Genomic DNA, 13,968 nt, shown 5'->3' on the forward strand with positions numbered 1-13,968 from the left:
CGATGATAATTCCGAATGCGGCAAGTGCCATCAACCCCTGTACCACAATGGTATTTTCAACGCCTAAGGTTGATTTTGCATAGGCTCCGAATGCCGCCAATATAACCTGAGAGATTGACCAAAATAGGGATAGGAACAGGATAGCGTCGAATATTTCCCTTTTGCGACGAAGCAAAACCCAATTTTTTCGGAGGGAATAACCATTTAGATATTTTCTAATATTAAACTGGACGGAAACGCTTTTACCCTTTTGCGGCAGAGTGAGTGTGAGCAAAAATTCAAGGAGACTTCCGATAACCAGCAACCATCCCAGCGGTGCGATTTGCCGTAAAATATCCGCCTCATTGACATAGGAAGTCGAGAGTGAATTTTCAAACATGACAGTGTAGGCGATAATACCGGAGAGAATCGCTACGGTTGTCATGGATTGTACCAATGCGTTCAGTGCGCTAAACTCTTTTTCTCCTGCAATCTCTTTGATGTATCCATATTTGGCGGGAGAATAGATTGCTGCTTGTGCTGCCAAGATGAAGGTGAGAGCAAACGATATCCAAAACCATCCCTGATAATAACTGTAGGTAATCAGCAACGTAATAATAATTGCCGCGAATGCCCCATAACGCATGACCTTGACTTTTGAAAATCGGTGAGAGATATATCCTGATGGGGTAAAGAGAAAAATAAACGGAAGTAAAATGAGGGCATTTAATACGGCGGTATAGACGATTTGGGTTTGATCGTCATACATTTTGAAGACGGTATTTTGAATAATTATTTTATGCCCCAAATCGGTAAAAGCGTTAAGAAAGAGAGCAAGTGTATAGGGGATAACCCCTTTAATCTTGGTGATGCTCATTATGCCAGCACCGTACTCCATCCTTCATAATATCCGTGTTCTTGCATAGCCGATTCATACAAAGAAGTAGTTGTCTCTTCGATGATTTCAGGAGTAATCGCTTCTGTTTTGATAAGGATGATCCCGTAGGCGTAATCGCTCTCATCATCCGTAACGTATTCTTTAACCTCAAATCCGTGTGAAGCGAGTTGTGCTGCGCTCCGTTCCATTGAACTTTTGGTTTGGAAAAAGAGATAGTGTTCCACTTCTCTTGCCAACGTGAGATTGTCTCCCGCTTCAACAAGCGCCGCAATGGTATGACGGTTTTGAATACTGAGCAGACCGTATGCATCGGGATAGAGATTGTCGCTGTACATCTCCCATTTGCTATCTCTGGATGAGCCGCGTTCGTACACAAATCCGCCGTGGCGATTCATTACATCAGAGCTGATATTTTCAAAACGTTTGGCATGAGGGGCGTAGAAATAAAACTCCGCCCACCCCTCTTTCATCACTCTCCCGGCAAAGATTGCGTTCAGGGAACTCTCCAGCGTTGTCATTAAATCGTTGCTAAAAGCTTCTACGGCTTCGGTGAGACTATCGGCTTTAACAAAGAGCCACAATAACCAAGGGCGCTCTTCTTGCGGGGCTTCTTCGAGAAGATCCAAGGCTACATCACAGCGATACGGTACATTTTCATCATCGAGAAGCTCATAAAATTCTATCATGGAGTAAAAACCTTATTTTTTTGCCATTATAAAGTATTTTCTTGGTTTTCTCCCAAATAGCTCTTATGAAGTTTTACTTTACTGGCCAGCTCCTGGACATTTTTGGCTTCTATCATTGGATGAATTTCTTTTTTTTGAAGATTTTGAACGAATAGCTGCATTTGTGCGGTTGCTTCTGCGGCAACTTGTTCGAGACTCTGGCGAATGGCACGGTATTCCTGATGTTCATAAGATTCCAGGGTTACGATCAATTCACTCAATTTCCCTTTGGAATGGATAAATTCATTGTGGAGAGTTTCGGCAGAATCAAAAAGATGAGAGAGCGGTTTAAGCGAGTCGGAGAGTTCTTTGGCCTGAGCGGTCATTTCTCGCATCTGTTTGGATGAGAGAACCATCTGCTGCATAATCAGTTCACTTTGTTCTCTTGAACCTTTCAATAGCGAATCATTCTCCAGTAACGAGGTAATAATAGTTTCACTTTTGGCTCCGAGCATCTGGAGGTGATTGGAAAAATCATGAACAATGCGGTCCAGCTCTTTTTGCAATACCGAGATGGTATTATCGGGGAGTTGGTGATGAGACATCCGGTGCAATAGCTCATGAATCTCTTTTAAATGAACATGCACCTCTTTTTGTTCATTGCTGCTGGACTTGGCAACATTCTTGAGTTGAAGAAAGTGATCTTGCTCCGCGACACGAAGCATATCAATGTGGCGGTGAACGACATTATCCAAGCTCGGAAGTTCGGTAAAGGTAAATTCTTCAAATTTACCCATTGCATTTTGCTGTTGTGCCATAAGCGATTCAATTTTTGTAATAAAAAGCTTTTGATTGGCTTGAATAACGTTAAGGGCATCGAATTCTTCTTTAAAGCGATGCCGAATCTGATCGTGAGTTGAACCTTCCATCTGAGTAATGAGGTCTAGACGATCTTTGAGGGTCATCAACGAAGTAATCTCCTCACTGATTTTCCCCATACGCAATCGATCTTCATGGGTATTGATGACCGAAACCGTCTGATTCATGACACTCATGACGGCTGAGAGGAGAATCCCTACACTGAGGGATAAGAGCGATTCTTTGATGACGTTCATCTCCATAGAACCGCTCAGGATAAAATGCAATAGCCCCCCGATCACTCCTAATGCCAATACCATAGGGGTATAATTGATTTTACTGGGATCTTTATACACGGCGGTATGACGTAAAAACAACAGTGACATAGCTAAAATAATAAGCAATAAATCAATACTAATCATAATGCACCCTTGTGAGAGATAATATCCAATAATGACTCTGGGGTGGCGGCAAAATAGTCCCCTTCCCCTTGTGCGCTAAATCCCCATCCGGCAAAAATTCCTGTAATTTTGGCTCGTGCGGCGGCTTCCATATCTTTGGAATTGTCGCCGATCATCCAAGCATAATCCGTACCTGAACAATAATTGTAGTGGTTTAGGTGATGATGGAGCATTTGCGGATGAGGTTTGGGCTCTTCAACATCATCCGCACCGAGTATCAGCTGAAAAAATGTATCCATTCCCAAATGTTGTAGCATCCGTTTTGCGAAAATACTTGGAGCATTGGTGGCAACACCCATAATAATATTATTTTCGTGCAGTACTTTTAAAAGATCATACACCCCCTCATAAGGTGCAACATTCTGAATGCACTGCTCGAAATAGTGCTCTTCAAAAAGATCGCGGGCACGTTGTTCGTATTGAGGCTTTCCGTAAAAAATTTCAGACAAATTTCGCACCGGAGCGTTGATGGCATCAATAACGGACTGAACACTCATCGGCTCAAGAGCGTAACAGGCAGAACGAACATAATTGATGGAGATGGTAATATCCAGTCCTGAATCGATCAATGTTCCATCCATGTCGAAGAGTGCAATATTTTGCATTTATTTCATCTTGAGGTAGAGTTCTTTAAGGGTTTGAACAAAGAACGGGTGATCATTCGGACATCGGCATACCCGGTACTCTTCATACCCTAGATCATGAGCGACTTCAGCATATTCGATAGCGAGTTCGAAATCGGTTTCAGAGTTATCGACGGTAAATGCAATCGGGACAATTATGACCCGCTTATTCTGAAGCGTATGCAATGTATCGTCGAGTGAGGGTTCCAACCATTTCATCGGTCCTACTTTCGACTGATAGGCTAAGTGGACACCGTGAAAGAACAATCCCGCCTCTTTCATCGTTTTTTCCATCAAGGCAACGTGAGCAACTACGTGACGCTGATAGGGATCCCCCTGATCGACAATTTGTTGCGGTAATCCGTGTGCGGAGAAAATGAGTTCGAATGATTCGGCAGTTTCCTCTCCCAAACTCTCTTTAATCCGCTCTATCAGACAGCGGTTATACATTTCATTCGCGAAGAAATGTTTTATTTCTGACGTAATAACACTCCATCCTATCGCATGTGCGGCTGCTTCAAAATCATCCAGTGAGGATTGGGCAGTTGTCGAAGAGTACTGAGGATACAAGGGAAGAAGATATACTTTTTCTATCCCCTGCTTTTTTAGGCGCTGACATACTTCATTAGCCATCGGAGGAGTATACCGCATAACAAAATCGACTGTAACTTCATTTCCGACAGCTTCTTGTAAACGGTTGACCAAGGTTTTAGTATGATCCACAAGCGGTGATTTCCCCCCGATTTTTCGATAAATATCCTGTGATTTTTTAGTTCGGCTCAAGGTGATGATTCCGGCAATAAAGCGGCGTAACAAAGAACTTTTTGTTCGGATAATATAGGGGTCGTTAAACATGTTGTGTAAAAACATTTCTACTTCATCTAAATTGTTGGGACCACCCATGTTCAGTAATACGATTGCTTCTCTCATTGATGCTTATTATCCATTCGTTTTTGAAGAAAGTGTACCATAACGCTTTGTTAATTTTACGGATTATAAAAAAAAATAAAGCTTTTTAATCTATAATGACTACAACGCAGAAAAAAGAGGAGGGTTAATGCTGATAAGAACAACAGTGTTATCACTGATTTTACTGACATTGACAGTTCAAGCTGATTCATCGAGGCGTGAGCCATCTCTCTTTTTAGAATACGAACGAGAATTAAAAAAAACAAATGACTCTTTCAAAGATGATGATAGCTCCTTCAGTCAAAGATCTTCAATCCTCTCTATCGCCAAGCCTCTTCCTCAAACTGAATCGCCAATGAAAGCCGTAGCCGTGTTAGAGAGTACCGTATTAAAAAATACTAAAGTGGATCCCGATACCATCGGTAAAGATACCAATCCGTTTTTAGTTGTCCCTAAACCAGCCCCTGTCGCTTCAAAAGCACTCTGTTCCAATGAGACAAAATCAGCGGAAGCCCCTAAAAATACCCCTCAAAAAATAATTAAAAATTTTAAAAATGCTAAAGAAAAAGTTCTTTCCCGTGCCAAAGAATTTTTAGGAACACCGTACGGTTTCGGGGATAAAGACGGAGATCGAACCGATTGTTCGGGATTTACACAGCAAGTCTATAAATCATTTGGAATATCTTTACCGCACAGTGCGACAGAACAGGCACAATTAGGAGAAAATATCAATCTTAATGATATCCAGATCGGCGATTTGCTTTTTTACCGTACCTATAAATCGGATCCTTCGCATGTTGCAATTTATGCCGGTAACGGTCAAATTATTCATGCCTCCTATGCAGCGCATAAAGTGCAATACGATTCGATCGAAAAAGGGTATTATAAAGACCGTTTTATGTATGCCAGACGTCTTGCTTTTAATAACTCCGATCACGACGAGTAATTATGTCAACCCTTTATTCTACACTGGACAAACACTGGCTTTGGAAAGAGGTATATACGAAACTTGATATCTCTTCCCCTGCCTATCAGTATTGGAATGACACACGCCATGTTAAACTGGGTCGCTATGTATTTTTGGAAAAACATACTCTCCCATTCAAATACGCCCATATCGAAGAAGATTTGACCGATCTCTCAGGTTACCTACCGACCCAATATGCCGCGACACAGCTTGGGATTGACAGCCATATTTTCGGCTACAAAAAAATGAGACTTTACAATCAATTTGAATATAAGTTTGTTAATGAGATCAAATTTGTTAATCTCAAGCGCTTTTTTCTCGAAAACGGCATTAAAATCGGCAAAAAAAGTTACGTGCATCTTGCTCGATTGGATGAATTAATTATTACAGCCGATTCACGGTTTTATCGCATTGATGATAACTATGGAGTTGTTGTTTACGATTGACGTTTTGCCCAACGCGGAAAGAATCGCGACGGCGATAAAATGGGATTGATACTCTTTTCCTCTGCAATATGCTCTTTTAATCGCTTTGCCAAATAGGGTGCTAGGACAAATCCGTATCCACCTGAACCGTTAATCATCGTCAAATTCGGATAGTAGGTATATTCCGATGGGTCGATTCTCTCACCATGTCGAAGATGAGGGTATTTTTGAAGCGTCGCATCGGCATCTACAAGGCTTCCCAACATCGGAAGATAATCATTTGACCCTGAGCGTAAACCCGTATAGTCGTTGATAATATTAATATTATTTAATTTTAATGATTTCGAGGCTTTTGTAAGGAGCATATCTCTCCCCTGCTCTACATCATAGACATCTCCTGAAAAGGGGGAATAATGGACATCGTGTGTCGCTCCGATGGCGACGATCCCCTCCTTGGTTGTTGGAGAGATCGAGACATGGTGATGGAGTATACAGGGGACGTGTGTGGAGGTCTCTATATCGATTCGATGGCCCCAAATACCCCGTAACCCGACATAATCGATTGGAAGCAGTTTGGGATAGGCTCCGATCGAGAGGACGAGATGTTTGGCTCTCAGATCACCGATTTCCCATACTCCATCGGTATGGATCAGCCTTTCAACTTTGAACGGATAAAAATCGATCCCCTCCGCCATTGCAGTGCATACACCTTGTGCATCGACGACGGCACCTATGTCAAAATAGATAGAAGGCATGCGTAATGCTTCGTCACTCACTAGAAGTTGTATCTTATGCGGAATATTAGAGTATTTTAAATGAGTTTCATGCTTGAAAGATTCAACTTTTTCACCCTCTTCCGGACTATTTGAAATGTGAAGAAGAGGTTTTACAAGGGTAAAATGTGGAAAATTCGTCGTGTAGAACTCGAGTGCTTCGGCATGCGCTTTGGTCATTATCTCTTTGAGCTCTCCGGCTTTGGAGATTTTTGGAGAGATAAATGCTCCTGCGGCACCGCTTCCGCCTGATGCAATGCCTTCTTGATCGATCAGAGCGACACGTAAACCGGCTTTATGGAGAGTGTAAGCGCTACAGCAGCCGTTTATCCCTGCCCCGATGATGATGACATCATAGGGTGATATTTTTGATGTCGGCAATCGAATAAATCTCGGCGTAGATCATCCCGACCAACGCTTTGCGGTTGGCACGGACAGCTAAATCTTCGGCATTGACCATAACATTGTCGAAGAAGTTGTCCAACGGAGCTTTGAGACCGAACAATGCATCCAAACGCTCTTCGAGGGTTTCGTAGCTCGCGGAGATTGCAGAGGTTGCGGCAGAGTACAGATGGCGCTCCGCATCATTTTCAAACAACGCCTCATTGACGCTAAAACCTTTGTCCATCGCTTCGTCTTTCAGGATATTGCTGACCCGCTTAAACGTCGAGAAGGCTTCGACAAACGTCTCTGACGATGCGATAGAAGAGACAGCACGGATTTTACGATCGATTTCGAGGACGTCTAGCTCTACGTGTGCATCTTTGGCAACGACCGATTGGATGATCGATGGATTAACACCGACATAGGCACCTGCTAGACGTTCGATGATAAAGGTCTCAATGTTCTTTTTGTACTCTTTTCCTTGCGGATAGAGTGATGAGAGTTGATCGATCAAGGTAGAGAAGTTAAGCGGGATTTGGTGCGCTACGGCGATTTTGATAATTCCGTTGACGGCGCGGCGAAGGGCAAACGGATCGCGTGAACCCGTCGGAATTTCACCGATGCTGAACATCCCGATCAGGGTATCGAGTTTCATCGACATCGCGACGATGGCACTGAGGATGGTGGATGGGAGTGCGCTCTCTTCCCCAGTTGGGAGATATTGCTCTTTAATCGCCGTGGCTACCTCGGCGGATTCGCTGAGAGCTAACGCATAGTAATACCCCATAAGCCCCTGAAGCTCCGTAAATTCGTATACCATCTCAGACATCAAGTCAGCTTTCGCCAACTCCATTGCACGATCCAAATGGTCAGGATTAATATTATCATATATGAGATTTGCAATAGTGGATGCGACTACTTTTTCACGCTTAATTTTATCGCGTAACGTACCCAAACCGTTCATAAAGACGACTTTCTCTAGCCCTTCGGTGCTGAGTCCTTTTTTGAGGTCATTGCGGTAGAAGAAAAGAGCATCTGAAAGGCGCGGACGCAAAACCCTTTGATTGCCTTCAATGACATGAGTGAAATCATTGGTTAACGCGTTGGATACGACGACAAAGGCATTGATAAGTTTTCCCTCTTTAAATACAGGGAAGTAGCGCTGGTGCTCTTTCATCGACGTAATGATAACTTCGGGAGGGAGTTCGAGAAAACTCTCATCAAAACTTCCCAAAAGAGGTGTCGGGTGCTCCGTGATGGCAACGACTTCATCGAGCAAGTCTTCGTCAACTTCGATGGTGATTCCGTTCTCTTTTTCAAGTTTTGCGAAGTTTGCCAAGATCGATTCGCGGCGGCTTTGCGGATAAAGGTCTACGGAACCTTCTTTAAGCAGATCAAAATAATGATGGATAGAGTTTACTTTTTTGGCTTCGAAATGGCTGATACGATGGACATAGGTCTCTGCGGATGAGCGGACACCGAAGAGTTCCATATCGACAAGCTCTTCACCGAGGGTCACATTGACCCAGCGGATCGGGCGGATAAAGCTCTCATGGTTTGAACCCCAGCGCATCGATTTACCGAAGCTCAGACTTTTGATCCACTGATCAATCATTTCACCCAAAATCTCTGAACTTTCTCGTCCTGCAATTGTCTTGCTGAAATAAAGAACCTCTTTACCGCCCTTTTCGGCGCGGCTAATTTGGTCGAACTCTACACCGCATTTTTTGGCAAAGCCTAAAGCCGCAGGGGTGGGAACTCCGTCTTTTATCGCGATTTCGACGGGTGCTCCGAAAAACTCTTCGATGCGGTCGTCTTGGCGTGTTTTGAACTCACGGTGCCATAGAACCAAACGGCGCGGTGTATAGTAAAACTCAAATTCCCCGACAAGGGAATTTTTTTCCAAAACGGCGACCCATTTTTTTTCTATTTCTGCAAGCTCTTTGAGCAGTGGGACTGCCGGAAGTTCTTCGACACCGATTTCAATCAAAAGAGGTTTTAACATAATTACTTATCCATCAATCATTTTTAAAGCCCGATTCTACCTTTTAGATGGTTAAAAATCGCTGTTGCTTTGGAAAAAATTAATTAAGAGATAAAGTATCCTATTTAGGTCTAGTTAAAAGTTTTGAGGTGTACAATGTCTCCATTCATCTAAAATTTCGTAAGGAACCAACATGCCAACAATCAATCGTTACGTCGATATCAGCACTGTAGATCGTGAAGCTAAAAAAGATTATATTGATCGTCATTCGCCGTTTATCCACTGTGCCGCAAACGCTAAAAAAGGGGAAAAATTCTCTGTGACTGTAAAAATGGGGAACGAGTACTCTCATCCGGATGATTTCGATCATTTCATTGCCAATATTGCACTTTATAACGGTGAGACATTACTTGCACGTGCTGATTTTGTTCCCGGAACACTTGGTAATGAAAAAAATCATGCGGAAGTAACGTTTAACATCGTTCCTACAAGTAAAAAATTGACTCTTGTTGCTCACGGCTACTGTACCAAACACGGCGTTTGGGAATCAACTCCGGTTGAAGTCGAAGTCGCTGAATAAAGTATAAAGCCCTGTATCGGGCTTTATACTCTCTTTTTAAATCTTCATCTTTCCCCGTTTAATTCCACTATATTGTATAAAAATTGCTCAAAAAATAGTTTTCTGTAATGAAATTGTAATAAAAAGACGTATTAAAATATAATAAAAACAACTAACTTTAGATATCATTAACAAACTATTTCAAAGATATATAATATGGATGAGAACATCTTAAATCGGGTCAATGTACTCGTCAAAAAAACGTATTACACCTATGATAGATTTGAGGTCGATGCAACGTTTGCACTGCTCTATCATCAGAAGTTATTGAATGTAAATGAGTTATCGAAATATGTCAGGCTTTCGGATCATTTGATGCAGCTTGATTACAATCATTATTTCATAATTTTCGCATTCACGTCAGAAGAAAATGCCTATAAAGCATCTCAAAATATTATTCACAAATTAGATAACTATTTTAATGACCATTCTTGTGCTATTGCATTGGATTCGTTAGATCCGTCTAAGTCTCCTCCGCTTGTATTGAATCGTCTAAAACAGATTATGAAAGAAATTCATAAAGATACGCATATTCGTGTTGAAACGGAAGATATACTTCACAGGTAAAAATATCCTCCTTTTTCCCTTTTTATCTCCTTTTAACCCCATCTTCTTTATACTCTAATTAAATTCATAGAAGTGAAGCCCGTGGACTCTTTTCAAAATCTTGCGCTACTCGAAAATCTTTATCGATTAAAATCATTGGGTTATACCTATGTCGATCCGATTACGCCGAATCTTCAATCCTCTTCGAACTCATTGCCTGATTCTCTGGCGGCTATGGAGCAAAATATTGCTCAATGTTATCTGTGTGATCTAAGTAAATCACGCCGTCAAAGTATGAGAGGATATGGTGACTCCCGATCACAGTTAATGTTTGTTGATGCGTACGTCTCAGCCGCTGAGGATGAGAATGGAGAATATTATGTCGGAAGGTCGGGGGTAATGCTGCGGGATATGATTGAGAAAGTGCTGAATCTTAGCATTGAAGAGGTCTACTTTACCCATGCTGTCAAATGTAAGCCGTTTGGTTTTCAAAATCCTTCCCCCAGCGAATGTACTAGCTGTGCACCTTTTTTATCCAAACAGATTGAATTGATCAAGCCGAAGGTGATTGTTTCACTCGGAGCAGATGCTTATCAAATACTTAGCGGTGAGCACGGCGACTTTGAACGCGTACGAGGGGAGATTATTCCATTCGGGGAGGCTCTTTTAATTCCGATGCATCATCCTCTTTATCTTCTCCGAAACCCCTCCATGAAAAAAGAGGCAATGCGAGATCTGCAAACCCTTAAGGGACAGTTAGGATGATATTTTTACGAATACTTTTTGTGATTGCTCTTTTTTTTCTCTCATTAGAGGGAAGAACGATAATCATTCAAAAGTCTTCTGAAAATCCGAATTCGATTGATACCCTTCCAACGGAGGAAGAATCTGTTAATATCGCCTTTCTTTCTTCTCCCAAAGTGATCGGTAAATATACGCAATCGGTTTATAATGTTTCATTAGCAACCCTGCTGAGCCGTCGAAACGGTCATTTTAAGATTCAACGCTATGATATGCCGGATGAATCGTCCACGTCGCTTGCTCTTGCATTTGAAAAGTTGCGTCATGATAATATGGATGCCGTTCTTGCTCCGCTGACCACAGATGGCGCCAAAAATCTTCTTGGTATCGATACAAAACTTCCCATATTTATCCCTACTGTTCATAAACGTGAGCTCTCATCAGCACCGGATAATTTTGTGTTCGGTGGGATTGATTATGTTGCGCAGATTGAGGCTTTACTCCCTTATATGGCGGATTCTATCGTCATTTTTTATGATAGTTCACCGGTCGGGCTGCAACTCAAATCCTCTACGGAAGAGGTCTTTTTAGCTCATAAAAGTGAAAAGAAAAAAATTTCTGCGTATGGGGTAGATACGAGCGGTGATAATATCATCACCCACCTATCAAAGCCCGCTGCACTAAATAAATCCAGTATAATTGTCCATATCCCCGTCGTTAAAAGTGCTATTTTAACTTCGCAACTCACCTTTAGAGGGATCAAGGAGCGTAACATTCTTTCGACGCAAATCAATATGGATCCTAATCTTTTACTGTTGACCCAATATCGAGACCGCAAAAATATGATCCTCGCTAATTCTTTGATCGAATTTCCTCCTTCCATTTATGAGACCAATGCCCTAATGAATAGTGATATTGCATTTGATTGGATTCACTACTCCGCCAGTGTCGGTATCGATTATTTGGTCTCACTTTTGGATCGTTCCCCGAGAGAGTACACGATGCGTCTTATACATTCCCAGATTATTTATCCCGTTGAACTTTTACGGGCAAAGGAGTACGGCTTTGAACCCATCAGCTCAAATTAACCCTTTATCTCTCGATAAAATCGGTATTTTTTCCCATTTAACCCCGCATCAACGTAAACAAATCGAGGAGATTGGGATTATTCGCCATTATAATGAGGGCGAAATTATTTTTTATGAGGGTGATCAGAGCAATTATTTTCATTTTCTTATCGAGGGTGAAGTTGCTATTTTTAAATCGACCGCTTCTACGGATACTATGTTGATTCATCGATTTCGTGCCCCATCTTTGATCGCTGAAGTGGCAACTCTAAAACAAGTTCCCTACCCCGCATCGTGTGAAGCTTTGCACTCTTCGATGCTTCTTAAAATATCACGTGATCCATTTTTAAAGCTTTTGCAAAACGATCCCTCTTTGAGTATCGCTCTGATCTCTTCACTGACCCAAAAGATATCCGCTTTGGAACTTTCCCTACAGCGTCACAGTGCCCCCAATGCAATGGCAAAAGTAGCTCGTTTGATCCGAGACGATATCAAGATCTTTCATCGGCTCAAAGGTATTGAAATCGCACGCTTAATCGGAATTACTCCTGAAACACTCTCACGAATGATTAAGAAGCTAAAGTCCGAAGGGATTATAGAACTCTCAAAAAAAGAGGGTTTCAACCTTTTATTATCCGATGAACTAAATCACTACTGCGGATAATTATTTTCCTTTAAGAGAAGCAGTGATAGAGTTAAGCTATCTATAATATGAGGAGATCGGTATGGGTAAAAGAGGTATTTCGCTCCTAAAGGGCATTGAAGCACAAACGGTTTACGAACTGCTTAATAAAGCATATTGTGATGAGTGGTTGGCTTATTACCAATACTTTATTGAGGCTAAAGTCGTCAAAGGGCTGATGAAAGATGCCGCTATTGTCGAACTTACACAACATGCTGCCGATGAACTTCGCCATGCTACTATGGTAGCTGATCGTATCATTCAATTGGGGGGAATCCCGGCACTTCATCCTGCTGAGTGGCTGACCAATTGTAATTGCGGATACGATGCACCGACCGAACCCGATGTACGAAAAGTTTTAGAACAGGCTATCAAAGGCGAACAATGTGCGATCGGTGTCTATTCCAACATCCTCGATATAACCCGTGAAAAGGATATTATCACCTATGATCTTGTATCCCAGATTTTAGCGGATGAAGTCGAACATGAAGAAGACCTTCAAGCTCTTTTTGATGATATCGAAGAATTTATTGAGCAGTTCAAAAAATAATACGATGCAAAAGTTTTTTACTCTACTCTTATTTGTTAGCGTAACTCTGCAGTCGGCTGATATTCTAAGTTTAGTAGGATTGCTTGATCGTAAGGATACCGCAACGTTTCAATCACGTATTCAAAATCTGAGCGATGCGAATGCAGCGAGAGAAGATAACAATAAAACTATTTTAATGTATGCGTGTTGGGTAGGAAATTTGGAAGCGGTAAAACATCTTATTTCTAAAGGTGCTGATGTCAATCGACAAGATGCAGGCGGCGCAACTGCCCTCCATCTTGCCGCGTGGAAAGGCTTCACCCCCATTGCTTTGTATCTACTCGAAAACGGTGCGTCAGGACAGATGATGAGCAAAGAGGGAATGACCCCTCTGGATATTGCCATTATGCAGGGCAATCAAGAAATCGCTGCCGCCATCGAAAAAGCGGCACCAAAACTCAAACCGCTTCTATAATGCTGAGAGAAACATTTTTTCAGAAACGGGGATTTTGGTCATCTTTCCTGTAAAATCAATATAAGCCAAGAGTATTGTCATCGTAAAAAGCTTTTCTTCTCCTCTGAACACTTCCTGTAACAATGTAAATGAAACATTTTTAATCTCAATCAATGTTGTTTTGACTTCTAAAATATCTCCGAATTTTGCACTCTTGATATAGTCGGCATCGATGTGTTTGGCAACGAAATGTCCGCCCTCGAGAATGGGTGAACGTCCTGCATCAAAAAAAAGCTGACTGCGCGCACGCTCGCAAAAGTTGAGATAGTTGGAGTGATAGACGACACCGCCGACATCGGTATCTTCATAATAGACACGTATTTGCATTAGTAAACCTTATTCGA

At 41.9% G+C, this 13,968-nt stretch carries 17 protein-coding genes; 9 read left to right on the forward strand and 8 right to left on the reverse strand.

Features of this window, described 5'->3' with window-relative positions; translation table 11 throughout:
- The 5 genes from Q0C19_RS01670 to hemH all read right to left on the reverse strand — a co-directional run.
- On the reverse strand, positions 1-856 hold an 856-nt coding region (locus Q0C19_RS01670; protein ID WP_366822723.1), incomplete at its 3' end, for an MFS transporter.
- On the reverse strand, positions 856-1,563 hold the full coding sequence (locus Q0C19_RS01675) for a DUF695 domain-containing protein (protein ID WP_295052226.1): 708 nt from the start codon (positions 1,561-1,563) through the stop codon (positions 856-858). The genes Q0C19_RS01670 and Q0C19_RS01675, both read right to left, overlap by 1 nt.
- A gap of 26 nt (positions 1,564-1,589) precedes the next feature.
- Positions 1,590-2,822, reverse strand: a complete 1,233-nt coding sequence (locus Q0C19_RS01680) for a hypothetical protein (RefSeq protein WP_295052228.1) — start codon at positions 2,820-2,822, stop codon at positions 1,590-1,592.
- Positions 2,819-3,466, reverse strand: coding sequence for an HAD family hydrolase (locus Q0C19_RS01685; protein WP_295052229.1), 648 nt, complete (start codon positions 3,464-3,466; stop codon positions 2,819-2,821). Before Q0C19_RS01685 ends, Q0C19_RS01680 begins: the two co-directional genes overlap by 4 nt.
- Positions 3,467-4,414, reverse strand: a complete 948-nt coding sequence (gene hemH, locus Q0C19_RS01690; RefSeq protein WP_295052231.1) for a ferrochelatase — start codon at positions 4,412-4,414, stop codon at positions 3,467-3,469.
- A 127-nt stretch (positions 4,415-4,541) separates the two neighbouring features.
- Between hemH and Q0C19_RS01695 the strand changes: the two genes are divergently transcribed.
- Together Q0C19_RS01695 and Q0C19_RS01700 are read left to right on the forward strand one after the other, a co-directional pair.
- Positions 4,542-5,339, forward strand: coding sequence for a C40 family peptidase (locus tag Q0C19_RS01695; RefSeq protein ID WP_295052233.1), 798 nt, complete (start codon positions 4,542-4,544; stop codon positions 5,337-5,339).
- A gap of 2 nt (positions 5,340-5,341) precedes the next feature.
- Complete coding sequence (locus Q0C19_RS01700; protein ID WP_295052234.1) at positions 5,342-5,806, forward strand: hypothetical protein; 465 nt, start codon at positions 5,342-5,344, stop codon at positions 5,804-5,806.
- Here Q0C19_RS01700 and Q0C19_RS01705 read toward each other — a convergent pair.
- Both Q0C19_RS01705 and glyS read right to left on the reverse strand, forming a co-directional pair.
- Positions 5,797-6,939 (reverse strand): FAD-binding oxidoreductase, encoded by a 1,143-nt coding sequence (locus tag Q0C19_RS01705; protein ID WP_295052236.1) that lies wholly within the window; start codon positions 6,937-6,939, stop codon positions 5,797-5,799. The two genes, Q0C19_RS01700 and Q0C19_RS01705, sit on opposite strands and share 10 nt — an antisense overlap.
- Positions 6,911-8,947, reverse strand: coding sequence for a glycine--tRNA ligase subunit beta (gene glyS / locus Q0C19_RS01710; RefSeq protein ID WP_295052238.1), 2,037 nt, complete (start codon positions 8,945-8,947; stop codon positions 6,911-6,913). The genes Q0C19_RS01705 and glyS overlap by 29 nt, the downstream gene beginning before the upstream one ends.
- A gap of 172 nt (positions 8,948-9,119) precedes the next feature.
- Here glyS and Q0C19_RS01715 point away from each other — a divergent pair, with 172 nt between their 5' ends.
- From Q0C19_RS01715 to Q0C19_RS01745, 7 genes are all read left to right on the forward strand, one after another.
- Complete coding sequence (locus Q0C19_RS01715) at positions 9,120-9,506, forward strand: class II SORL domain-containing protein (RefSeq protein ID WP_295052240.1); 387 nt, start codon at positions 9,120-9,122, stop codon at positions 9,504-9,506.
- 195 nt (positions 9,507-9,701) lie between these two features.
- Positions 9,702-10,112 (forward strand): hypothetical protein, encoded by a 411-nt coding sequence (locus tag Q0C19_RS01720; protein ID WP_295052242.1) that lies wholly within the window; start codon positions 9,702-9,704, stop codon positions 10,110-10,112.
- 81 nt (positions 10,113-10,193) lie between these two features.
- Entirely contained in the window at positions 10,194-10,856 is a 663-nt protein-coding gene (locus Q0C19_RS01725) for a uracil-DNA glycosylase (protein WP_295052244.1), read from the forward strand.
- Entirely contained in the window at positions 10,853-11,920 is a 1,068-nt protein-coding gene (locus tag Q0C19_RS01730) for a hypothetical protein (protein WP_295052246.1), read from the forward strand. Before Q0C19_RS01725 ends, Q0C19_RS01730 begins: the two co-directional genes overlap by 4 nt.
- The gene (locus tag Q0C19_RS01735) at positions 11,898-12,563 is read left to right on the forward strand and encodes a Crp/Fnr family transcriptional regulator (protein ID WP_295052248.1); all 666 of its coding nucleotides are present in this window, start codon (positions 11,898-11,900) and stop codon (positions 12,561-12,563) included. Before Q0C19_RS01730 ends, Q0C19_RS01735 begins: the two co-directional genes overlap by 23 nt.
- Before the next feature lie 61 nt (positions 12,564-12,624).
- Complete coding sequence (locus Q0C19_RS01740; protein ID WP_295052250.1) at positions 12,625-13,131, forward strand: ferritin-like domain-containing protein; 507 nt, start codon at positions 12,625-12,627, stop codon at positions 13,129-13,131.
- Between the two features lie 4 nt (positions 13,132-13,135).
- Complete coding sequence (locus tag Q0C19_RS01745) at positions 13,136-13,585, forward strand: ankyrin repeat domain-containing protein (protein ID WP_295052251.1); 450 nt, start codon at positions 13,136-13,138, stop codon at positions 13,583-13,585.
- Here Q0C19_RS01745 and Q0C19_RS01750 read toward each other — a convergent pair.
- Positions 13,580-13,951 carry a YbgC/FadM family acyl-CoA thioesterase gene (locus Q0C19_RS01750; protein WP_295052252.1) on the reverse strand — a complete coding sequence of 124 codons (372 nt, stop codon included), beginning with the start codon at positions 13,949-13,951 and terminating at the stop codon, positions 13,580-13,582. The two genes, Q0C19_RS01745 and Q0C19_RS01750, sit on opposite strands and share 6 nt — an antisense overlap.
- Positions 13,952-13,968 lie beyond the last annotated feature (17 nt).

Origin of the sequence: Sulfuricurvum sp., assembly GCF_023250475.1 — a bacterium.
GTDB lineage: Bacteria > Campylobacterota > Campylobacteria > Campylobacterales > Sulfurimonadaceae > Sulfuricurvum.

Bases quoted from the DNA above. Each gene is read 5' to 3' on its own strand.
- Q0C19_RS01675 (WP_295052226.1), bottom strand. From the start codon at position 1,563: ATGATAGAATTTTATGAGCTTCTCGATGATGAAAATGTACCGTATCGC.
- Q0C19_RS01680 (WP_295052228.1), bottom strand. From the start codon at position 2,822: ATGATTAGTATTGATTTATTGCTTATTATTTTAGCTATGTCACTGTTG.
- Q0C19_RS01685 (WP_295052229.1), bottom strand. From the start codon at position 3,466: ATGCAAAATATTGCACTCTTCGACATGGATGGAACATTGATCGATTCA.
- hemH (WP_295052231.1), bottom strand. From the start codon at position 4,414: ATGAGAGAAGCAATCGTATTACTGAACATGGGTGGTCCCAACAATTTA.
- Q0C19_RS01695 (WP_295052233.1), top strand. From the start codon at position 4,542: ATGCTGATAAGAACAACAGTGTTATCACTGATTTTACTGACATTGACA.
- Q0C19_RS01700 (WP_295052234.1), top strand. From the start codon at position 5,342: ATGTCAACCCTTTATTCTACACTGGACAAACACTGGCTTTGGAAAGAG.
- glyS (WP_295052238.1), bottom strand. From the start codon at position 8,947: ATGTTAAAACCTCTTTTGATTGAAATCGGTGTCGAAGAACTTCCGGCA.
- Q0C19_RS01715 (WP_295052240.1), top strand. From the start codon at position 9,120: ATGCCAACAATCAATCGTTACGTCGATATCAGCACTGTAGATCGTGAA.
- Q0C19_RS01720 (WP_295052242.1), top strand. From the start codon at position 9,702: ATGGATGAGAACATCTTAAATCGGGTCAATGTACTCGTCAAAAAAACG.
- Q0C19_RS01730 (WP_295052246.1), top strand. From the start codon at position 10,853: ATGATATTTTTACGAATACTTTTTGTGATTGCTCTTTTTTTTCTCTCA.
- Q0C19_RS01740 (WP_295052250.1), top strand. From the start codon at position 12,625: ATGGGTAAAAGAGGTATTTCGCTCCTAAAGGGCATTGAAGCACAAACG.
- Q0C19_RS01745 (WP_295052251.1), top strand. From the start codon at position 13,136: ATGCAAAAGTTTTTTACTCTACTCTTATTTGTTAGCGTAACTCTGCAG.
- Q0C19_RS01750 (WP_295052252.1), bottom strand. From the start codon at position 13,951: ATGCAAATACGTGTCTATTATGAAGATACCGATGTCGGCGGTGTCGTC.